The sequence below is a fragment of the Streptomyces sp. NPDC020362 genome (assembly GCF_040642095.1).
Taxonomy (GTDB): domain Bacteria; phylum Actinomycetota; class Actinomycetes; order Streptomycetales; family Streptomycetaceae; genus Streptomyces.
Genome location: NZ_JBFAET010000018.1, coordinates 14,953 through 35,784, shown reverse-complemented (window position 1 = coordinate 35,784; position 20,832 = coordinate 14,953). Strand labels below are relative to the sequence as shown.

The 20,832-nt window shown below is 72.9% G+C and carries 20 protein-coding genes; 8 read left to right on the top strand and 12 right to left on the bottom strand.

The window, feature by feature from the left end:
• Positions 1-72 precede the first annotated feature (72 nt).
• Entirely contained in the window at positions 73-699 is a 627-nt protein-coding gene (locus AB0H32_RS10555) for a hypothetical protein (RefSeq protein ID WP_361117398.1), read from the top strand.
• 107 nt (positions 700-806) lie between these two features.
• On the opposite strand, the gene AB0H32_RS10550 is transcribed toward AB0H32_RS10555, so the two are convergent.
• Genes AB0H32_RS10550 through pdhA form a run of 7 tightly spaced genes read right to left on the bottom strand, consistent with a single transcriptional unit; the run spans position 807 to position 8,782 of the window.
• Entirely contained in the window at positions 807-1,787 is a 981-nt protein-coding gene (locus AB0H32_RS10550) for an NAD(P)H-quinone oxidoreductase (RefSeq protein ID WP_361117395.1), read from the bottom strand.
• Positions 1,788-1,834: 47 nt separating this feature from the next.
• Positions 1,835-2,932: a potassium channel family protein gene (locus AB0H32_RS10545; protein WP_361117392.1), complete on the bottom strand. Its 1,098-nt coding sequence runs from the start codon at positions 2,930-2,932 to the stop codon at positions 1,835-1,837.
• On the bottom strand, positions 2,929-4,272 hold the full coding sequence (locus AB0H32_RS10540; RefSeq protein WP_361117389.1) for a molybdopterin molybdotransferase MoeA: 1,344 nt from the start codon (positions 4,270-4,272) through the stop codon (positions 2,929-2,931). The genes AB0H32_RS10545 and AB0H32_RS10540 overlap by 4 nt, the downstream gene beginning before the upstream one ends.
• The gene (locus AB0H32_RS10535) at positions 4,269-5,177 is read right to left on the bottom strand and encodes an NTP transferase domain-containing protein (protein ID WP_361117386.1); all 909 of its coding nucleotides are present in this window, start codon (positions 5,175-5,177) and stop codon (positions 4,269-4,271) included. The genes AB0H32_RS10540 and AB0H32_RS10535 overlap by 4 nt, the downstream gene beginning before the upstream one ends.
• A 46-nt stretch (positions 5,178-5,223) precedes the next feature.
• The gene (locus AB0H32_RS10530; RefSeq protein WP_361117383.1) at positions 5,224-6,636 is read right to left on the bottom strand and encodes a dihydrolipoamide acetyltransferase family protein; all 1,413 of its coding nucleotides are present in this window, start codon (positions 6,634-6,636) and stop codon (positions 5,224-5,226) included.
• A complete protein-coding gene (locus AB0H32_RS10525) occupies positions 6,636-7,640 on the bottom strand; it encodes an alpha-ketoacid dehydrogenase subunit beta (protein WP_361117380.1) in 1,005 nt (334 codons plus the stop codon). Before AB0H32_RS10525 ends, AB0H32_RS10530 begins: the two co-directional genes overlap by 1 nt.
• Positions 7,637-8,782, bottom strand: a complete 1,146-nt coding sequence (gene pdhA, locus AB0H32_RS10520) for a pyruvate dehydrogenase (acetyl-transferring) E1 component subunit alpha (protein WP_361117377.1) — start codon at positions 8,780-8,782, stop codon at positions 7,637-7,639. Before pdhA ends, AB0H32_RS10525 begins: the two co-directional genes overlap by 4 nt.
• A gap of 190 nt (positions 8,783-8,972) precedes the next feature.
• On the opposite strand from pdhA, the gene AB0H32_RS10515 reads away from it, so the two are divergent.
• On the top strand, positions 8,973-9,458 hold the full coding sequence (locus tag AB0H32_RS10515) for an Lrp/AsnC family transcriptional regulator (RefSeq protein WP_361117520.1): 486 nt from the start codon (positions 8,973-8,975) through the stop codon (positions 9,456-9,458).
• Between the two features lie 210 nt (positions 9,459-9,668).
• Here AB0H32_RS10515 and AB0H32_RS10510 read toward each other — a convergent pair whose 3' ends face one another.
• Positions 9,669-10,256 carry a TetR/AcrR family transcriptional regulator gene (locus AB0H32_RS10510; RefSeq protein ID WP_361117374.1) on the bottom strand — a complete coding sequence of 196 codons (588 nt, stop codon included), beginning with the start codon at positions 10,254-10,256 and terminating at the stop codon, positions 9,669-9,671.
• Entirely contained in the window at positions 10,253-11,767 is a 1,515-nt protein-coding gene (locus tag AB0H32_RS10505; protein WP_361117371.1) for a 3-hydroxyacyl-CoA dehydrogenase, read from the bottom strand. The genes AB0H32_RS10510 and AB0H32_RS10505 overlap by 4 nt, the downstream gene beginning before the upstream one ends.
• Before the next feature lie 158 nt (positions 11,768-11,925).
• Between AB0H32_RS10505 and paaN the strand changes: the two genes are divergently transcribed.
• Complete coding sequence (paaN, locus tag AB0H32_RS10500) at positions 11,926-13,617, top strand: phenylacetic acid degradation protein PaaN (RefSeq protein ID WP_361117368.1); 1,692 nt, start codon at positions 11,926-11,928, stop codon at positions 13,615-13,617.
• 146 nt (positions 13,618-13,763) lie between these two features.
• On the opposite strand, the gene AB0H32_RS10495 is transcribed toward paaN, so the two are convergent.
• From AB0H32_RS10495 to AB0H32_RS10485, 3 genes are read right to left on the bottom strand one after another with little or no spacing between them, the layout of a single operon-like run.
• Entirely contained in the window at positions 13,764-14,519 is a 756-nt protein-coding gene (locus AB0H32_RS10495) for a TrmH family RNA methyltransferase (protein WP_361117365.1), read from the bottom strand.
• On the bottom strand, positions 14,516-15,745 hold the full coding sequence (locus AB0H32_RS10490; protein ID WP_361117362.1) for an HTTM domain-containing protein: 1,230 nt from the start codon (positions 15,743-15,745) through the stop codon (positions 14,516-14,518). Before AB0H32_RS10490 ends, AB0H32_RS10495 begins: the two co-directional genes overlap by 4 nt.
• Positions 15,742-16,770 carry a DUF5819 family protein gene (locus AB0H32_RS10485; RefSeq protein WP_361117359.1) on the bottom strand — a complete coding sequence of 343 codons (1,029 nt, stop codon included), beginning with the start codon at positions 16,768-16,770 and terminating at the stop codon, positions 15,742-15,744. Before AB0H32_RS10485 ends, AB0H32_RS10490 begins: the two co-directional genes overlap by 4 nt.
• Before the next feature lie 309 nt (positions 16,771-17,079).
• Here AB0H32_RS10485 and paaA point away from each other — a divergent pair, with 309 nt between their 5' ends.
• From paaA to AB0H32_RS10460, 5 genes are read left to right on the top strand one after another with little or no spacing between them, the layout of a single operon-like run.
• Positions 17,080-18,099, top strand: a complete 1,020-nt coding sequence (paaA, locus tag AB0H32_RS10480; protein WP_361117357.1) for a 1,2-phenylacetyl-CoA epoxidase subunit PaaA — start codon at positions 17,080-17,082, stop codon at positions 18,097-18,099.
• Positions 18,096-18,383: a 1,2-phenylacetyl-CoA epoxidase subunit PaaB gene (gene paaB / locus AB0H32_RS10475; RefSeq protein ID WP_361117354.1), complete on the top strand. Its 288-nt coding sequence runs from the start codon at positions 18,096-18,098 to the stop codon at positions 18,381-18,383. The genes paaA and paaB overlap by 4 nt, the downstream gene beginning before the upstream one ends.
• Complete coding sequence (gene paaC, locus AB0H32_RS10470; protein WP_361117351.1) at positions 18,380-19,099, top strand: 1,2-phenylacetyl-CoA epoxidase subunit PaaC; 720 nt, start codon at positions 18,380-18,382, stop codon at positions 19,097-19,099. Before paaB ends, paaC begins: the two co-directional genes overlap by 4 nt.
• Positions 19,093-19,620 (top strand): 1,2-phenylacetyl-CoA epoxidase subunit PaaD, encoded by a 528-nt coding sequence (gene paaD, locus AB0H32_RS10465; RefSeq protein WP_361117348.1) that lies wholly within the window; start codon positions 19,093-19,095, stop codon positions 19,618-19,620. The genes paaC and paaD overlap by 7 nt, the downstream gene beginning before the upstream one ends.
• Positions 19,620-20,684 (top strand): 2Fe-2S iron-sulfur cluster-binding protein, encoded by a 1,065-nt coding sequence (locus AB0H32_RS10460; protein WP_361117345.1) that lies wholly within the window; start codon positions 19,620-19,622, stop codon positions 20,682-20,684. The genes paaD and AB0H32_RS10460 overlap by 1 nt, the downstream gene beginning before the upstream one ends.
• Positions 20,685-20,832 lie beyond the last annotated feature (148 nt).

Here is a 20,832-nt window from a genome sequence, read left to right as displayed (position 1 = left end):
GTCCTGAAATGTGAGGCTGGATTCCGTCCGATCGTCGTCGGCACGGGGACTGGGCTCCGAGAGGTCACCGACGTGACTCCATGGCTGCGACTCACGCTGCGCTTCGTGCGGCTGCTGCTCGTTCTCGCGACGGCGGCGCCGGTGTACGGCACAGCCACCGCGTACGGCGCGGAGGCCGCCCCGGCGGACTCCGCCACGCCCGCTGCGCGGCCCGTCTCCTCCGCCTCCTCCTCCGCCTCCCCGACCGCACGGGTCCCGGCCTCCGCCGCCGCGCTGGTCTCCGTCGCCCCGTCCTCCCGCGCGCCCGAGCCGTCGCGGGCCGGGAGCAGAGCCGGCGAGGGCCGGATACGTCCGGGCCGCCCGGACGGGCCGGCCGCCGAGGAGGAGGGTGACGACGACACCGGCCCGGTCACAAGGGACCCCGAGGACCCCGAGGACCCCGAGCCTGACGCCGCCTACCCGCAGGAGCCGGAGACCGCGGACGCCCCGGTCGGGACGTCGACGGCCTCCGACTCGCCCCGGGAGGCCGGGCTGGACCCCGCCCGGCCCGCGCTGCCGCCCGCGGACCAGAACGCCGTCCACCAGGGCGGAGGCCCCGCCGAACCCACTTTGCAGATCCTGCCGCTCGGCAGCGGGCTGGTCCTCATCGGTCTGGGCCTCGGACTCGCGCTCCTGGGCATGCGGGTACGCCGCAGCTGATGCCGCCCCGGGCCGCGGCTGCGGAGCCGGTCCGTCGGTTACTGCGTTCATCAACATCTTGCCGATACGCCGGTTGCTGCGTCACCAGCACCTTGCCGATACGCCGACTACTGCGTCACCAGCAGCACCTTGCCGATGTGGCCGCTCGCCTCCAGCACCCGGTGTGCCTCGTCCGCCCGCGGCATCGGCAGCTCGCGGTCGACGACCGGGCGGATCTGCCCGGCCTCGAGCAGCGGCCACACATGCTCGCGCACGGCGGCCACGATGGCCGCCTTCTCGCTCAGCGGCCGGGCCCGCAGCGAGGTCGCGCTGATGGCGGCCCGCTTGTTCAGCAGACTGGCGATGTTCAGCTCGCCCTTGATGCCGCCCTGCATGCCGATGATCGCGAGCCGCCCGTTGACCGCGAGGGCCTGCACATTGCGGTCCAGGTACTTGGCGCCCATGTTGTCGAGGATGACGTCGGCACCCGCGCCGTCCGTGGCCTGCGTGATCTCGGCGACGAAGTCCTGCTCGCGGTAGTTGATCAGCACGTCCGCGCCCAGCTCGGCGCAGTTCTCCAGCTTCTCCTTGGTCCCGGCGGTCACCGCGACCCTGGCACCGACGGCCTTGGCCAGCTGGATCGCCATCGTGCCGATGCCGCTGGAGCCACCGTGCACCAGCAGGGTCTCGCCGGGCCGCAGATGGGCGACCATGAAGACGTTGGACCAGACCGTGCAGACCACCTCGGGCAGAGCGGCCGCCTGCTTCAGGTCCACGCCGGCGGGAACGGGCAGCAGCTGCCCGGCCGGAACGGCGACCTTCTCGGCGTAGCCACCGCCCGCGAGCAGCGCGCACACCTCGTCTCCGACGGCCCAGCCGGAGACCCCCGAGCCGAGTGCGACGATCCTGCCGGAGCACTCCAGGCCGGGGTACGGGGACGCACCGGGCGGCGGGTTGTAGAAGCCCTGCCGCTGCAGGATGTCGGCGCGGTTGACGGCACTGGCCACCACCTCGACCAGCACTTCGCCCTCGGCAGGCACCGGATCGGGGACCTCGTCCCACACCAGTGCCTCGGGACCGCCAGGTTCGGGAATCGTGATCGCATGCATACCGGCGACGCTACTCCCCGCCCCCGTCCTCTCCGGGGCAGGCCCGCTCAGTCGCTCGGCAGCGGGCGGGGATGTGGGGTGACCCGCACGCCGGGGGTCGCGCGCACGATCGTGATCAGGCGGTCCGTGAGCTGGAGCGTGCCGATGGCCGGGTCGTCGTACCCGAGCACCCGGTGGCCTCGTACGACGCTCACCACGAGGTCGTCCGTCTCGCGCGGGGACCTGCCCGCCTCGGCCCGCACCACGGGCCGTTCGACCAGGTCCAGACCGCTGCCCTGCTGGATCAGGTCCTCCATGACCATGCCGGCGGCGGGGCTGAGCACGGAGAGGCCGAGCAGCCGGCCGGCCGCGCCGGAGCTGGTGATGACGGCGTCGGCGCCGGACTGCTTGAGCAGCGGGGCGTTCTCCTCCTCGCGCACGGCGGCCACGATCTTCGCGCTCCGGTTGAGCTGCCGGGCCGTCAGGGTGACGAGGACGGCAGTGTCGTCGCGCTGCGGGGCGACGATGATCTGCCGTGCCTTGTGGACCTCGGCCCGCTTGAGCACCTCGCTGCGGGTGGCGTCGCCCATGACGCCCGCGTAGCCCTCGGCGGTCGCGGCGTCGATCACCTTGGAGCTGGGGTCGACCACGACGACCTGCTCCTTCCGCAGCCCGGTGGCGCAGACGGTCTGGACCGCCGACCGTCCTTTCGTGCCGAAGCCGATGACGACGGTGTGATCGCGCAACGTGGACCTCCATCGGTTCAGCCGCCATTCCTCCCGGGTGCGTTCGGTGAGGACCTCCAGCGTGGTGCCGACCAGGATGATCAGGAACAGCACCCGCAGGGGTGTGATGACGAGGATGTTCATGAGCCGGGCGCCGTCGCTGACCGGGGTGATGTCGCCGTACCCGGTGGTGGAGAGGGTGACGGTCGCGTAGTAGAACGCGTCGAGCAGGTCCACCGGGCCGTCGGCGTTGTCGCGGTAGCCGGCGCGGTCGGCGTAGACGATCAGTGCGGTGGCGACGAGCACCGCAAGGGCCATGAGCAGCCGTTTGGCGACCTGGCGCAGGGGGCGCTCCACCACTTTCCTCGGGAGTTTCACCCGCCGGGGCACCAGGTCCTCGCCCGCGTGGCGGGCGATGGCGTCCTGGCCCGGAAGTTTCACGTGAAACACACCCCGATTCCGGCCGCCGCCCACGGCAGATCCAGCAGCTCGGCCTCCTCGCCCTGCCGGGCCCCGCCCGGCGGTACGACGGCGAGCGCGTCGGCGGCGGCGATCCCGCGCAGCATGGCCGGGCCGTTGTAGTGGAGCGGTACGGCACTGTCGCCGCGCAGTACCGCGGGGATGAGCCGGGTGTCGTACGGATGCCCCTGCACCGCCTCCCGCAGTGGCAGCGTGTACGGCTCGGGCGCGGGGCGGGCGGCGAGGGTGCGCAGCAGCGGCTCGGCGAGGGTGAGCAGGCCGGAGACGGCCGCGAGGGGGTTGCCGGGCAGGCCGACGAGGTGCTGGTTCTCCTTGGTGCGGGCCAGCAGCATGGGGTGGCCGGGGCGCACCTTGACACCGTCGACGAGGAGTTCAGCGCCGATGCGTTCCAGGGTGGGGTGGACGTGGTCGACGGGGCCGGAAGCCGTGCCGCCGGTGGTGACGACGAGGTCGGCGTCGGAGGCGGTGAGCGCCTTGCGCAGGGCCCTGGCGTCGTCCCCCAGTCGGCGAACGGCGATGACCTCGGCGCCCATGGCGCGCAGCCAGGGCGGCAGCATGGGGCCGAGCGCGTCCCGGATCAGTCCGTCGTGCGGGAGTCCCTCGGTGAGCAGTTCGTCGCCGAGGACGAGGACTTCGACGCGCGGGCGCACAACGGCGGTGACGGTGTCGTATCCGGCGGCCGCGGCGAGGCCCAGGACGGCGGGGGTGACCAGGGTGCCGACGGGCAGCAGCTGGTCGCCGTTGCGGCACTCCTGGCCGCGCGGGCGGATGTCCTGGCCGTGGCTGACCTCCCGGGTGGCGTGGAGGCGGCCCTGGGCGTCGGTGCGGCCGTGTTCGCTGCGCAGGACGGCGGTGGTGTCGGCCGGGATGCGGGCGCCGGTCGCGATACGGACCGCCTGGCCGTCGGTCAGCGGCTCGGGCTGGTCATGTCCGGCGAGCACGCCCTCGTCCCGCACCTCCCAGGGGCCGGGTCCGGCGACGGCCCAGCCGTCCATCGCCGAGGTGTCGAAGGAGGGCAGGTCGGTGAGGGCGTCCAGGGGGTCGGCGAGGACCAGGCCGAGGGCATCGGCGAGGGGGACGGAGACGGGGTCGCTGCGGCTGCCCGAGCGGGCGGCGTGGGCGGCGATCTCCCGTGCCTGGGGCCAGGGGGTGGCTTGGTGCCGTTCGCCGGGGGCGGCGGGGGAGGGCACCGGTGCGTCGCTGCCGTCCTTGCGTTCCCTCACGAGAGCCAGGGCCTCCTCGACGTCCAGGTCGTCGCTCTCCTCGGCGGCCGCCCCGGTCCGGGTGCCTGAGGCGGTCATCCGGCGTCCGGGCCCGAGGGGCCCGCACCCTTCTCTGTGTTCTCTTCGGCCTCGTCCTCCCAGCGCAGCGCCAGTGCGGCGGCCTTGCGGGCGGCCTCGGCGACGGCCTCGGGGCCGCCCTTGCCGCGGGCTGCGGCGTAGCCGACGAGGAAGGTGGTCAGCGGCGCGGCGGGCCGGGCCACGCTGTGCGCGGCATCACGGGCCAGGTCGAGCAGGGCGCCGGTGTCGACGTCGAGGTCGATGCCCAGCTCGTCCTTGACTGCGGAGATCCATTCATCCAACACGTGCCCATGCTCCCTGATGCGTGCCCTCGCGCTGGCGATGTCGTCCCAGGTGTCGCAGTCGAAGGAGGCGAGCGGGTCCGGGACGCGGGTGAGATCGAGGGCGCCGGTCAGTCGGCGCAGGGGCAGGCCGGTCAGGCCGCCGGGCGCGGCGGCGAGGGGCGCGAGTGCACGGCGCAGCGCGGCGGAGCGGTAGGCGGCGACGAGCGGCTGGTCGCGGCCGTCGGTGTCGGTGAGCAGCGCGCCGTCGGCGCCGGTGTCGCGCAGGGCGGCCAACAGCCGTTCCACGGTGGCCGCTTCGAGGAACGGCAGGTCGGCGGAGAGGACGACGGTGTGCTCGGCCGTGGTGAGCCGCAGGCCGGCCTCCAGCGCGGCGACCGGTCCGGCGCCGGGCGGCTCCTCGCGCGCCCAGTGCACCGGGCGGGCGGTGGACCGGGCGTCGGCGACGACGACCGTCGTGCGGGCGCCCGCACAGGACGCGAGCACCCGGTCGAGCAGCGCGCGCCCGCCGACCCGCAGGCCGGGCTTGTCGGCCCCGCCGAGCCGCCGGGCGGCACCGCCGGCCAGCACCACCGCGTCGTAGGGCGCGGTGGTCGCGGAAGCGGCGGGCGGGGTGACGGTCACCCCCCGAGTATGTCCGCTCAGGGGGTGAACGAGACCCGGGCGTGGGTCACAGAGTGCGCAGCAGAACCGCCGGCTGCTCCACGCAGTCCGCCACGTACCGCAGGAAGCCCCCTGCCGTGCCGCCGTCGCACACGCGGTGGTCGAAGGTGAGCGAGAGCTCGACGACCCGGCGCACGGCCAGCTCGCCCTCGTGCACCCAGGGCTTGGGGATGATGCGGCCGACGCCCAGCATGGCCGCCTCGGGGTGGTTGATGATCGGGGTGGACCCGTCGACGCCGAAGACTCCGTAGTTGTTCAAGGTGAAGGTCCCGCCGGTGAGTTCCCCGGGGGTCAGCGTCCCGGCCCGGGCGGCCTCGGTGAGCCGGGCGAACTCGGCGGTCAGCGACTCGGCGTCGCGCGCGTGGGCGTCCCGGACGACCGGTACGACCAGGCCGCGCTCGGTCTGCGCGGCGAACCCGAGGTGCGCCTGGTCGAGCTGGACGACCTCGCGGGCGTCGACGTCGACGTAGGAGTTCAGCTCGGGGTACCGCGCGAGGGCCGCGGTGCAGATGCGGGCGAGGAGCGCGAGGAGGGAGATCTTCGGTGCTCCGGCGGCGTTCATCGCGGCCCGTGCGCGCAGCAGTTCCGTCGCGTCGGCGTCGACCCAGCAGGTCGCGTCGGGGATCTCCCGGCGGCTGCGGGAGAGCTTGTCGGCGACGGCGCCGCGGACGCCCTTGAGGGGCGTGCGGATGCCATTGCGGACGGGGGAGACACGGGCGGCCGGTGCCTGTGTCACGGGGGCGGCGGGCGCCTCGGCCGTGCGGGCTGGTGCCCCGGCCGTGCGGGCGGGTGCCGCCTGGGCCCTGAGGGCGTGCTCGACGTCCGCGCGCAGGATCAGCCCGTCCCGTCCCGAGCCCACCAGGTGGCGCAGATCCACGCCGCCCTCGCGGGCGAGGCGGCGGACCAGGGGGGAGATCACGGGTACGGGGCCTTCGGCCGGGGCTGCTGCCACGCGCGCCGGGGACGGCTCGGCGAGGGCCGCCGGACGGCCCGGCCGCACCTCGGCACCTGCCCCGGACAGCGCGTTCGCGGCCCGCGGCCGGTCCGCACCGGTGCGCCCTTCGGCGGTCCCGACCGGTGCCGGCCGTACCCGGCGCCGGCGGGCCGGCGCTTCCGAGGTGCCGTACCCGACCAGCACGTTGCCGGACCCCTCGCTCTCCCCTCCGGGAGCCGACGGGCCCACGGCCACCGTCAGCAGCGGCGCTCCCACGGGGAGTTCCGTGCCCTCGTCGCCGAAGCGGGCGGTGACGACGCCGCCGTAGGGGCAGGGGACCTCGACCATCGCCTTGGCCGTCTCGACCTCCACGACCGGCTGGTCGACGGCGACGACGTCTCCGACCTGCACCAGCCAGCGGACGATCTCCGCCTCGGTGAGGCCCTCGCCGAGGTCGGGGAGCTTGAACTCCAGCACCTGTGCCATCAGCCCTCGGCCTCCCACTGCAGGCGCGCCACGGCGTCCAGGATGCGGTCGACGCCGGGCAGGTGGTGCCGCTCCAGCATGGGCGGCGGGTAGGGGATGTCGAAACCGGCCACGCGCAGCACCGGCGCCTCCAGGTGGTGGAAGCAGCGTTCGGTGATGCGGGCCGCGATCTCGGCGCCCGGGCCTGCGAACCCGGTGGACTCGTGTACGACGACCGCGCGCCCGGTGCGCCGCACGGCCGCGCAGACCGTCTCGTCGTCGAACGGCACCAGGGAGCGCAGGTCGACGACCTCCAGGTCCCAGCCCTCCGCCCGGGCGGCTTCGGCGGCCTCCAGGCAGACCGGCACGGACGGGCCGTAGGTGATGAGCGTGGCGCTGGTGCCCGCACGGCGCACCACCGCGCGCCCGATGGGCTCCACGTCCGTGGGGTGCTCGGGGTTCCAGCTGTCCTTCGACCAGTAGAGCCGCTTGGGCTCCAGGAACACGACCGGGTCGTCGGAGGCGATGGCCTGGCGCAGCAGCCCGTAGGCGTCGGCGACCGTGGCGGGCGTGACGACGTGCAGGCCCGGGGTGGCCATGTAGTAGGCCTCGGACGAGTCGCTGTGGTGCTCGACGCCGCCGATGCCGCCGCCGTAGGGGATCCGGACGGTGATCGGCAGGGGCATCCGTCCGCGCGTGCGGTTGCGCATCCGCGAGACGTGGCTGATCAGCTGCTCGAAGGCCGGGTAGGCGAACGCGTCGAACTGCATCTCGACCACCGGGCGCAGGCCGTACATGGCCATGCCTACGGCGGTGCCGAGGATGCCCGCCTCCGCGAGCGGGGTGTCGGTGCAGCGGTCCTCGCCGAACTCCTTGGCGAGGCCGTCGGTGACCCGGAAGACACCGCCGAGGGTGCCGACGTCCTCGCCCATGACGTGCACGGTGGGGTCGGCGGCCATCGCGTCGCGCATCGCGCGCGTGAGGGCCTGCGCCATGGTGGCGGGCTTGACGGCGACGGTGGTCATCGCAGGTCGCCTTCCTGGTCGTGCTGCTCCGCCTCCAGCTCGGCGCGCAGCAGGGCGCGCTGCTCGCGCAGTTGCGCGGTGGTCTCGGCGTAGACGTGGTCGAAGAGGTCCATGGGGTCGAGCTCGGGGTCTCGGTTCATGCGCTCTCGCAGGTCGGCGGCCATCGCCTCGGCGTCCTGCCGGGCAGCCTCGATGCCGGCCTCGTCGAGCAGTCCGCGCGCGGTCAGCTCCCTCTCCAGCAGCTGGACGGGGTCGTGGGCGCGCCAGGCCTCGACCTCGGCGTCGCCCCGGTAGCGGGTGGCGTCGTCGGCGTTGGTGTGGGCCTCGATGCGGTACGTCACGGCCTCCACCAGGGTCGGCCCGCCGCCCGCACGGGCGTGCCGTACGGCGTCGCTGAGGACCTCGTGCATGGCGGCCGCGTCGTTGCCGTCGACCAGCCGGCCCGGCATGCCGTACCCGACGGCCTTGTGGGCCAGGGAGGGCGCGGCGGTCTGCTTGGCGAGCGGGACGGAGATGGCGAAGCCGTTGTTCTGCACGAGGAAGACGACCGGTGCCTGCCAGACGGCGGCGAAGTTCATCGCCTCGTGGAAGTCGCCCTCGCTGGTGCCGCCGTCACCGACCATGGCGAGGGCGACCACGTCGTCGCCCTTGAGCCGGGCGGCGTGCGCGAGGCCGACGGCATGCGGGAGCTGGGTGGCCAGCGGGGTGCTCAGGGGGGCCACCCGGTGCGTGTGGGGGTCGTAGCCGGTGTGCCAGTCGCCGCGCAGCAGGGTGAGGGCCTCCACGGGGTCCACGCCACGGGCGACGACGGCGAGGGTGTCGCGGTAGCTGGGGAAGAGCCAGTCGCGCTCCTGAAGGGCCAGGGCGGTGGCGACCTCGCAGGCCTCCTGGCCGGTGCTGGACGGATAGACGGCGAGTCGGCCCTGCTTGGTCAGCGCGGTGGCCTGGGTGTTGTACCGGCGACCGCGCACCAGCTGGACGTAGAGCCGGCGCAGCAGGTCCGGGTCGGCCTTGGCGGCCGCTTCGGTCCCGAGGACGCGGTAGGGCTCGGCGTCGGGCAGCAGCGGCGCGGGGTCCATACGGGGCTGCCAGGCGGGCGGCGGCGATGGCCGGTACGCGCCCCGCTGCTCCATGACCGTCATGACGGCACCTCCTCGTGGGAGCGGCTACGGGAGGCGGGTCGGCTGTGACTCGCCTCACCAACCGATTGTTCGGTCGTCGGCACATTTTGGCTACAGGCCCCGCAAGGCTGTGGACAAACGGTTCTCCACAACCTGGAATGAATGCAGGACGTCCACGGCGATGAAGCGGGGGGACATGGCAGCTGAACAAATGGCCGACGGACCGCAGGACGGCACAGCTCTGCCGCCGCCACGCCCGCTGGACGCCATCGACCAGGACATCCTGAAAATCCTGCAGGCCGACGGACGCTCCTCGATACGGTCGGTCGCCGAACGCGTCCACGTCTCCCGCGCCAACGCCTACGCGCGCATCAACCGTCTCGTCGAGGACGGGGTGATCCGGGGGTTCAGCGCTCGCGTCGACCATGAGCGGGCAGGACACGGCACCTCGGCGTACGTCACGCTGAAGATCGTCCAGAACACCTGGCGCACGGTCCGCGAGCAGCTCAGACAGCTGCCCGGCGCCTCCCACATCGCCCTGGTGGGCGGCGACTTCGACGTCCTGCTCCTGGTGCACGCGCCCGACAACCGGGCGCTGCGCGAGCTGGTGCTCACCCGGCTCCAGGCGATCCCCGAGGTGCTCAGCACCCGCACGCTGCTGGTGTTCGAGGAAGAGGACCTGGAGCCGGAGACCTGATATCAGGCCGGACCTCGCGCCCGGCGCCAGGCCGGACCTCGCGCCCGGCGCCAGGCCGGACGTCACGCCCGGCGCCGGGTCGGACGTCGATCGGACATCAGCCGGATGTCTGTGGGACGTCAGTTCCGTCGGACATCAGGGCCGGACGTCTGTGGGACGTCAGTTCCGTCGGACATCAGGGCCGGACGTCAGCCTTGCGTCAGCCGGATGTCAGGGCCGGCGCAGTCCCGAGAAAACCAGCCGGACCACCGCGTCGGCCACCTCGCGTCCGCTGGCACCGCGCACGTCGGGCCGGTACCACTCCACGATGGAGTTGATCATCCCGAAGACCAGCCGGGTGGCCAGGCGCACCTCCACGTCGCCGCGTATGTCCCCCTCGGCGGCCGCAGCCTTCAGCAGCTCGGCGACCTGGTGGTCGAAGTCGCGGCGCCGCTCCAGCGCCCAGCGCTCGGTCTCCGTGTTTCCGCGTACGCGCAGCAGCAGCGTCACGTACGGCAGCTCGGCCAAGAGCACCTCGACCATGCGCCGCACGACGTGCTCCAGACGGTCCGCGGCGCACCCCACGCGCGCGTGCTCCTCGTCCAGGATCCCGAACAGCCCGTCCAGTGCCCGGCTGACCGCCCGGCGCAGCAGCTCCTCCTTGCCGCTGACGTGGTGGTAGATGGACGACTTGGAGATGCCGGCCGCCCGGGAGAGGTGCTCCATGGAGGTGCCGTCGTAACCACGCTCGTTGAAGACCTGGACGGCGACGGAGAGCAGCGTCTCCGGGGTGTACGTGTCGCGCTTGGCGGTGGTCATGGGGTCCCCTCCCGCTGGTCGGTGGCGTACGCGTGACGGTAGAGCGCGAGGGACGGCGCGTACCGGCCGGAGGGGTCGCGCAGGTGCAGGTCGTCGAGCAGGTCGTAGGCCCAGCCGCGGCCGAGCCTGCGGCTCCACTCGAAGGGGCCGAGCGGGTAGTTGACGCCGAGGCGCATCGCGGTGTCGATGTCCTCCTCGGTGGCCACGCCCTTGGCGACGGCGTCGAGCGCGAGATCCACGATCCGGGCGACCGTACGGGCGACGATCATGCCGGGGACGTCTCCGATGACGCTGACGTCCTTGCCGAGCGCCTGGAAGAGGCCGGTGGCCTCGGCGAGGGTCTGCGGTGCGGTGTCCTTCGAGGCGGACAGCGCGATACGGGTGGCCGTGCGGTAGTCGCGGGCGAGGTCGAAGTAGACGACGTCGCGGAACTCCACGGAGGTCTGGCCGTCGGCGAGGACCAGCTGGCCGCCGCTCGGCAGCAACAGCCGGGTGCCGTGATCCTCGTCCTCCTCGCGGATCTGGATACCCGCCTCGCGGATCAGCGCGAGAAGCTCGGCCGCGGGCCCGAGACTGCCCTCGGCGACGACGTACGCGGGCGGCTGCGCCTTCTCGGCGGTGTGCGGCTCGTCGCGCTCGGCGCCCTCGGCGTAGTCGTACCAGCCGTGCCCGGACTTGCGGCCGAGCCGCCCGGACTCGACCAGCCGGCGCTGGGCCAGCGAGGGAGTGAAGCGGACGTCCTGGAAGAAGGACTGCCACACCGAGTGGGTGACGGACTCGTTCACGTCCTGGCCGATGAGATCGGTCAGCTCGAACGCGCCCATCTTGAAGCCGCCCGACTCGCGCAGCACCGCGTCGATGGTGGCCGGGTCGGCGGCCTGGGCCTCGTAGACGGCGAAGGCCTCGGCGTAGAAGGGCCGGGCGATCCGGTTGACGATGAAGCCGGGGGTGTCCGCGCAGGCCACGGGGGTCTTCCCCCAGGCGCGTGCGGTCTCGTACGCGCGCGTGGCCGACGTGACGTCGGTGGCGAACCCGGAGACGACCTCGACCAGCGGCAGCAGCGGGGCCGGGTTGAAGAAGTGCAGGCCCAGGAAACGGCCGGGGTTGACGAGCGCGCCGCCGATGGCCGTCACCGACAGGGACGAGGTGTTGGTGGCGAGCAGACAGTCCTCGTCGACGACCTCCTCCAGCTCGCGGAAGAGCTGCTGCTTGATGTCCAGCCGCTCCAGGACGGCCTCGACGACCAGCCCGCAGTCGGCCAGCTCGGCGAGGCTGCCCGCGGGCGTGAGCCGGGCGCGGGCCGCGTCCCGGTCGGCGGCGCCGAGCCGGTCCTTCGCCACGAGCCGGTCGAGGCGGGCGCCGATCGCCTCGGCCGCCTCCTGGGCGCGCCCGGGAACGGTGTCGTAGAGCCGCACCGGGTGGCCGGCGACCAGCGCAACCTGGGCGATTCCCTGACCCATGGTGCCGGTGCCGACGACGGCCACGGGGCTGCTGAGGTCGAGTGCTGTCATGTGCGCGATCCTCCCGCACGACGTTGTCCACAGATGCGGCGGACCCCCTTGTACCGACCGATCGTTCGGTTACTCTAGCTCTGACCGCCCGTTCCTGCCTCTGTTTCCGCCCAGGTCGAACTCGACGAAGAGTTCTCCAGACGAGGAGTTGGTCCCGCATGGCCGCCCAACTGACCCCCCACGAGCTGATCGCGAAGCACCGGCCCACGCTCGACCAGGCGCTGGAGGCCATCCGCACCCGCGCGTACTGGTCGCCCCACCCCGAGCATCCCAAGGCCTACGGCGAGCACGGCAGCCTGGACGCGGCGGCGGGCAAGGCCGCCTTCGACGCCCTTCTCGGCACCCGCCTCGACCTCGGCCAGCCCGGCACGGACGACTGGGTCGGCGGCGAGGTGTCGCCGTACGGCATCGAGCTGGGGGTGACCTACCCGCACGCGGACATCGACGTGCTGCTGCCCGCGATGAAGGCCGGTCAGCGCGCCTGGCGCGACGCGGGCGCGGAGACGCGCGCGGTGGTCTGCCTGGAGATCCTCAAGCGGATCAGCGACCGGACGCACGAGTTCGCGCACGCGGTCATGCACACCAGCGGCCAGGCCTTCATGATGGCGTTCCAGGCGGGCGGCCCGCACGCCCAGGACCGCGGCCTGGAGGCGGTGGCCTACGCGTACGCGGAGCAGGTCCGCACGCCCCAGACGGCGGAGTGGACCAAGCCCCAGGGCAAGCGCGACCCGCTGGCGCTGACCAAGCAGTTCACGCCGGTCCCGCGCGGCATCGGCCTGGTCATCGGCTGCAACACCTTCCCGACCTGGAACGGCTTCCCGGGCCTGTTCGCCTCCCTGGCGACCGGCAACGCGGTCCTGGTCAAGCCGCACCCGCGCGCGGTGCTGCCGCTCGCCCTCACCGTCCAGATCGCCCGGGAGGTGCTCGCCGAGGCCGGCTTCGACGCGAACCTGGTCGCGCTGGCCGCCGAGCGCCCCGGCGAGGGCATCGCCAAGACCCTCGCCACCCGTCCCGAGATCAGGATCATCGACTACACCGGCTCGACGTCCTTCGGCGACTGGCTGGAGGCCAACGCCCGCCAGGCCCAGGTCTACACGGAGAAGGCCGGCGTCAACACGGTCGTCGTGGAGTCGGCCGGCAACTACAAGGGCATGCTGTCCAACCTGGCCTTCTCGCTGTCCCTGTACAGCGGCCAGATGTGCACCACCCCGCAGAACCTGGTCGTGCCGCGCGACGGCATCCGCACCGACGAGGGCCCCAAGACCTTCGACGAGGTGGTCTCCGACCTCGCCCGCGCGGTCGACGGCCTGCTCGGCGACGACGCCCGCGCCAACGCCCTGCTCGGCGCGATCGTCAACCCGGACGTGAAGGCCCGCCTGGAGGCGGCCGCCGGCCTCGGCGAGGTCGCCCTGGCCTCCCGGGAGATCGGCAACCCCGAGTTCCCGGGCGCGGTCGTCCGCACGCCGGTGATCGTCAAGCTGGACGGCGCCAAGCCGGACGACGAGGCCGCCTACATGAGCGAGTGCTTCGGCCCCGTCTCCTTCGCCGTCGCGGTCGACTCGGCGACCGACGCCGTGGAGCTGCTGCGCCGCACGATCCGCGAGAAGGGCGCGATGACGGTCGGTGCCTACACGACCGACGCCGAGGTCGAGCAGGCGATCGCGGAGGTCTGTCTGGAGGAGTCCGCCCAGCTGTCGCTCAACCTGACCGGCGGGGTGTACGTGAACCAGACGGCCGCCTTCTCCGACTTCCACGGCTCGGGCGGCAACCCGGCGGCGAACGCGGCCCTCACGGACGGCGCGTTCGTGGCGAACCGCTTCCGGGTGGTGGAGGTCCGCCGGGAGGTGTGACGCTCCGGCGGGCGTCGTCCCGGGGCACCCTGGGACGACGCCCGTGGACGATGCCCTGGGACGACGCCCGTGGACGATGCCCTGGGACGACGCCCGTGGACGATGCCCTGGGACGACGCCCGTGGACGATGCCCTGGGACGACGCTCTAGGCCGCTGTGGGTGCGCCCCCAGTGGCACTCCAGTGGTACAGCGTCATCGCCACGCTCGTGGCCAGGTTGTAGCTGGAGACCTGGGGGCGCATCGGCAGGCGCAGCAGGTGGTCGGCCCGCGCGCGCAGCTGCGGCGACAGGCCGCTTCGCTCCGAGCCGAACGCCAGCACCGCGTCGTCGGGCAGCTTCGTGCCCCGGATGTCCTCCCCCTCGGGATCGAGGGCGAACAGCGGCCCGGCGGGCAGCTCGTCGACGTCGAGCCGCTCCACGGCGGTCGCGAAGTGCAGGCCCGCCCCGCCGCGCACCACCGTGGGGTGCCAGGGGTCGAGCGTGCCGGTGGTGACCACTCCGGTCGCCCCGAACCCGGCGGCCAGCCGGATCACGGCTCCGGCGTTGCCGAGGTTGCGCGGGTTGTCCAGGACCACGACCGGCGCGCGGCGCGGCATGCGGGCGAGCGCCTTGAGACTTGCCTCGCGGGACGGCCGTACGGCCAGGGCGGCCACGCCCGTCGGATGGGGGCGCGGCACGAGGGAGGCATAGGTCTGCTCGGGCACCTCCGTCAGGAGCGCGTCCAGCGTGGCGCCGATGTCCTCGGCCAGCTCGGCGGCGAGGGCGAGCGCCGCCCGCCGGTCGGTGGTGACCGCCACCGGGACCTCGGCGCCGAAGCGCAGCGCGTGCTTGAGGGCGTGGAAGCCGTCGAGCAGCACGGAGCCGCCCGCACACGCGCGCCAACGGGTCACGGGGTCGCTCATGCGCTGAACCCTACGCGCCCCTCGGTGCTCTCCTGCGGGGAGCGCGGGGCCGGCAGCGTACGGTCGCCGTCGCCGTCGCTGTCGCCGCGCCCGAGCAGCCGTCCGCGCGCGCGTGCCGCCCAGCCGCCGAGCAGCAGCAGGAAGGACGTGGGCAGGAAGACGGCGTCCGCGGTGATCATCGCGAGCGAGAAGAACGGCAGCCCGAGGACGACCGCGATCACGGCGTGCTCGGTCATCATCAGCACCAGCAGGACGTTCTTGACCCGTCGGTTGAACAGCGTGAACGGGAAGGCGACCTGCACCATGACCGTCCCGTAGGTCACGATCATCATGATCGTGCCGCTGGAGGACATCAGGTCGGCCAGGCCCGGCCAGGGCGAGAAATAGTCCAGGTGGAGCGGGTAGTAGACGGCGGTGCCGTCCTGCCAGCGCGAGCCCTGGATCTTGTACCAGCCGGCCGTGGCGTAGATCAGGCAGGCCTCCGCCATGATCACGACCAGGGCGCCGTTGTGCAGGATGTTGGCGATCACGTCCAGCAGGATCCGCGGCTCCTGCCACGTGGCCCGGCGCTGCACCACACCCCACAGACCGAGCACGGCCCACGCCGTCCACAGCAGCGCGGGCACCAGCCAGCCGTTGTCGAACCGGCCGGCCAGCGTCACACCGGCCAGCGCGAGCCCGAGCCCCGCCCACAGCACCGGTCCGACCCGGTCGGCACGGACCTGCTCCCCACGCGCGCGTGCCGCCTCCTTGCGGGCCGCCCGCCGCGCGTCGAGGGACCACACCTGACCGCAGCGCGTGAACACCAGGTAGATCGACATCAGGTGCAGGACGTTGTCGCCGCCGTCGCCCACGAAGACGCTGCGGTTCTGCAGCGACAGCACGCCGACCATGAACAGCACCGACGCGGTCCGGGTGCGCCAGCCGACCAGCAGCGCCGCGCTGGAGAGGATCGCCAGCAGGTAGAAGGCCTCGAACCAGGCCTGGCCGTCGGACCACATCAGGGCCGTGAAGGCGTGGTTGTCGGAGGTCAGCTGCTGGGCGAGATCCCAGCTCCAGGGGCCGTCGGGGCCGTACAGCTCCTGGCGGTGGGGGAACTCCCGCAGCAGGAAGAGCAGCCAGGTCGCCGCGAAGCCGATGCGGATCACGGCGCTCTGGTAGGGGCCGAGCGCCGACTCGGTGACGCGGGCGATGCCGCGCGAGAGGGTCAGGGAGAGACGGTTCACCGCACACCTCCCGCGGCCTCGTCGGCCGACACCGTCCACCAGGGCAGCAGACGGTAGACCGGCTTGTCGGAGATCCTCTCGGGGCTCCACTTCGGCGGCTGCACATTGGTGGTGCTGGAGCGGATCTGCACGCGCTGTATGACGCCCTCCCGGCTGATCGCGTCCTCCCGGTACAGGCGCATCACGACGATCCGGCGCACGTACTGCTCGGAGAGCGCGCCGCGCATGCCCACGGACCGGTTGTCGGGGCCGTGCGTGGCGACGAAGAAGTCCCAGGCCCGGCGCAGCTCGTTCTGCTGGGTGTGGCTCGGCACCAGACTGCCGTCGATGGCGGCGCCGTCACGGGCGGAGAGGTCGTTCCAGCCGGTGGTGCGCGTGCTGCCGTCCTTCATCCGCACCTCGGCGCGCACCTGGACGGCGATGTTCTGCTGCAGCGGGTTCGGGGCGAACAGCTTCCAGTTCTGCTCGAACTCCGGGTACACCCACTGCTCGATGGCCTTGCCGTGCTGCTTGGTCACCGTGTTCGCCGGCGCGAGGCTGAGGAACACCATCCCCAGATGGACACAGGCGGCGACGGCGATCACCGCGAGGGCTATGGCCGCGCCGACCTGGTAGCGCGGGGAGAGGGCGGCGACACCGGTGCGGGGTGGCGGCGGGAGGGGCGGGGACTCGGGAGGCGGGGAGCCGTCGGGGCCGCCGTCGGCGATCTCCCCGGCCAGGGGGCTGCCTGGGCCGGCGAAGGCCTCCTCGGCGAGCGGACCATCCGGGCCGCCTGCGCTCTGCCCGGCCGGTGGCCGCCCGGCGGAGACCTCCCGGGCGAAGGCGGGGTCGGGGTCGGCTGAGCCGTCCCGGACGAGGGGGCCGTCAGGATCGCCGGAGCCGTCCCGGGCGAAAGCGCGATCAGGATCGCCGGAGCCCTCCCGGGCAGAAGGCCCCTCGCGCTCCCCCGGGTCCTGCGGGCGACGCGCCCCGGTCGACCCGTCCGGCACCGGTCGGGCCTGCGAGTCCTCGTCGTACGCGTCCATTCGGCCCCGTCCCCCGCTTCCGCTCCGTCGTCCAGCCACCGTCACAGGCGCCTCGTCTTTCCCGAGCGCCACTCCACGGCACTCGCACGGAACGGTACTCAGCACCGGCCGCTCGGCGCAGCCCCGGGTGCGGCCCGGGTCAGTGGCCCTCACCACGCCGTGCCGCTCGCCCTGCGGTTTTCCACAGGCCGACCGCAGGGTTTTCCACAGCGGTTGACACTCGCAGCGGCCCGGCACACCATTGATGGCGCACGGACCGAACGATCGGTCGGGACCATTTCAAGCAGAGCCCTAGGTCAGGGGGACCGCATGGCCACAGCAGCCGCGCACCGCACGACCGGCACCGAGGCGGACGGCGCACGGGAGCCCGCCGTCGACACGTCGGCGTACCAGCGCGCCTTCGACACGGCCGTGGCCGCGGACGAGCGCATCGAGCCGCGCGACTGGATGCCCGACGCCTACCGCGCGACGCTGGTCCGCCAGATCGCCCAGCACGCACACTCCGAGATCATCGGCATGCAGCCGGAGGCCAACTGGATCACCCGCGCGCCCAGCCTGCGCCGCAAGGCGATCCTGATGGCCAAGGTCCAGGACGAGGCCGGCCACGGCCTGTACCTGTACAGCGCGGCCGAAACCCTCGGCACCAGCCGTGACGAACTGCTCGACAAGCTGCACAGCGGCCGCCAGAAGTACTCGTCGATCTTCAACTACCCGACGCTGACCTGGGCCGACGTCGGCGCGATCGGCTGGCTGGTGGACGGCGCCGCGATCACCAACCAGGTCCCCCTGTGCCGCTGCTCCTACGGCCCGTACGCCCGCGCGATGGTGCGGATCTGCAAGGAGGAGTCCTTCCACCAGCGCCAGGGCTACGAGCTGCTGCTCGCCCTCGGCAAGGGCACCCCGGAGCAGCACGCGATGGCCCAGGACGCGGTGAACCGCTGGTGGTGGCCCTCACTGATGATGTTCGGCCCGCCGGACGACGAGTCCCAGCACTCCGCCCAGTCGATGGACTGGAAGATCAAGCGCCACTCCAACGACGAGCTGCGCCAGCGCTTCGTCGACATCTGCGTCCCCCAGGCCGAGTCCCTGGGCCTCACCCTCCCCGACCCGGACCTGCGGTGGAACGAGGAGCGGGGACACCACGACTTCGGCGCGATCGACTGGACGGAGTTCTGGGAGGTCCTCAAGGGCAACGGCCCGTGCAACGAGCAGCGGATCACCCAGCGCAGGCGAGCACACGACGAGGGCGCATGGGTACGGGAAGCGGCCGCGGCCTACGCGGCCAAGCACACCGGCACCGCCGGTGGGACGGGAGAGACGCGAGCATGACGAACACCGACTGGCCCCTGTGGGAGGTCTTCGTGCGCTCCCGCCGCGGCCTCTCCCACACCCACGCCGGCAGCCTGCACGCACCGGATGCGGAGCTGGCCCTGCGCAACGCCCGCGACCTGTACACCCGGCGCGGCGAGGGCGTCTCGATCTGGGTCGTCCCGGCCGCCGCGATCACCGCGTCCTCGCCGGACGAGAAGGACCCCTTCTTCGAGCCGTCCGCCGACAAGCCCTACCGGCACCCGACCTTCTACGAGATCCCGGAAGGGGTGAAGCACCTGTGACCGCGACCGTCCCCGCGACCGCCGCGCTCGCCCTCGGCGACGACGCGCTGGTGCTCTCCCACCGCCTCGGCGAGTGGGCCGGGCACGCACCCGTCCTCGAGGAGGAGGTCGCCCTCGCCAACATCGCGCTCGACCTGCTCGGCCAGGCCCGGGTGCTGCTGTCGATGGCCGGCGACGAGGACGAGCTGGCCTACCTGCGCGAGGAGCGGGCCTTCCGCAACCTCCAGCTGGTCGAGCAGCCGAACGGCGACTTCGCCCACACCATCGCCCGCCAGCTGTACTTCTCCACCTACCAGCACCTGCTCCACACCGAACTGGCTGCAGGAGACGGCCCGTTCGCGCCCCTGGCCGCAAAGGCCGTCAAGGAGGTCGCCTACCACCGCGACCACGCCGAGCAGTGGACGCTGCGGCTCGGCGACGGCACCGAGGCCAGCCGCGAGCGGATGCAGCGGGCGTGCGAGGCGCTGTGGCGGTTCACCGGGGAGATGTTCCAGCCGGTGGAGGGCGTGGACGTCGACTGGGCGGACCTGGAGGCCCGTTGGCTCCAGTCCGTGACGGCCGTGCTCGGCCGGGCCACCCTGACCGTGCCCGAGGGACCGCGCTCGGGCGCCTGGTCGGCGGGCGCCGGCCGCCAGGGCCTGCACACCGAGCCGTTCGGGCGGATGCTCGCCGAGATGCAGCACCTGCACCGCAGCCACCCGGGGGCGTCGTGGTGACGGCCACCGCCCTGGAGGCGGAGCTGCTGGAGCTGGCCGGCTCGGTGCCCGACCCCGAACTGCCCGTGCTCACGCTCCAGGAGCTCGGTGTGCTGCGTGCGGTGCACGTCAGCGGTGGCGACAGTGTCGAGGTCGACCTGACCCCGACGTACACCGGCTGCCCCGCCATCGAGGCGATGAGCACGGACATCGAGCGGGCGCTGCGCGCCCACGGCATGCGCGAGGTCACCGTCCGTACGGTGCTCAGCCCCGCCTGGTCGACCGACGACATCACCCCCGAAGGCCGCCGCAAGCTCCAGGAGTTCGGCATCGCTCCGCCGCGCGTGCGCCATGACTCGGGACCGGTGGCCCTGACCCTGGGCGCGACCCGCACCCTCGCCGAGGACACCGCCCCGGTCCACTGCCCGCACTGCGGCTGCGCGGACACCGAGCTGCTCAGCAGGTTCTCCTCCACCGCGTGCAAGGCGCTGCGCCGCTGTCTGTCCTGCCGTGAACCCTTCGACCACTTCAAGGAGTTGTGATGGCGCGCTTCCACCCGCTCCAGGTGGCCGCGGTCGACCGGCTCACCGACGACTCCGTCGCCCTCACCTTCACCGTCCCGCCCGGCCTGCGCGAGGAGTACCGGCACGCACCGGGCCAGCACCTCGCCCTGCGGCGGCAGGCGGACGCCACCGAGATACGGCGGACCTACTCGATCTGCTCCCCGGCCCCCGACCCGGCCGGCGAGGGACCCGGCACGCTGCGGGTGGGGGTACGGCTGGTCGAGGGCGGTGCCTTCTCGACGTACGCGCTCAAGGAGATCAACGTCGGTGACGAGCTGGAGGTGATGACCCCGGCCGGACGCTTCACCCTCGAACCGGCACCCGATCTGTACGCGGCGATCGTCGGCGGCAGCGGCATCACCCCGGTGCTCTCGATCGTCTCCACCCTGCTGGCGCGCGAGCCCGAGGCCCGGTTCTGCCTGATACGCGGCGACCGTACGGCCGCCTCGACGATGTTCCTGGAGGAGGTCGCCGACCTGAAGGACCGCTACCCCGAGCGGTTCCAGCTGGTGACCGCGCTCTCCCGTGAAGAGCAGCAGGCGGGCCTGCCGTCCGGGCGTCTGGACCGCGAGCGGCTCACGGGACTGCTGCCCGCGCTGCTGCCGGTGGACCAGGTGGCGGGCTGGTTCCTGTGCGGGCCGCTGGGGCTGGTCGAAGGTGCGGAGAAGGCGCTGCGCGAGCTGGGCGTGAGCCGGTCCCGCATCCACGAGGAGATCTTCCATGTGGACGCGGGTGCGGCTCCGGCGTCCACCGTCCCGGCGCCCGCGCACAGCACCGTCACCGCCCGGCTCGACGGGCGCGGTGGCACCTGGCCGGTACAGGACGGCGAGTCCCTGCTGGAGACGGTGCTGCGCAACCGTCCCGACGCGCCCTACGCCTGCAAGGGCGGGGTGTGCGGCACCTGCCGGGCCTTCCTCGTCTCGGGCGACGTGCGCATGGACCGCAACTTCGCGCTGGAGGCGGAGGAGACGGAGGCCGGGTATGTGCTGGCCTGCCAGTCGCACCCGCTGACGGAGACGGTGGAGCTCGACTTCGACCGCTGAGCCACACCTCGGCGACGGACACGGAGGGAAGGTTCATCCCCCGACGGGCGGCCCCGACGACACCGCCCCTTCCTCAACCGTTCCCTTCTTCTAGAACCTGTTCTATCTTGACGGCCCGTCAGACGAAGCGCCGGACGGACCGTCGGGC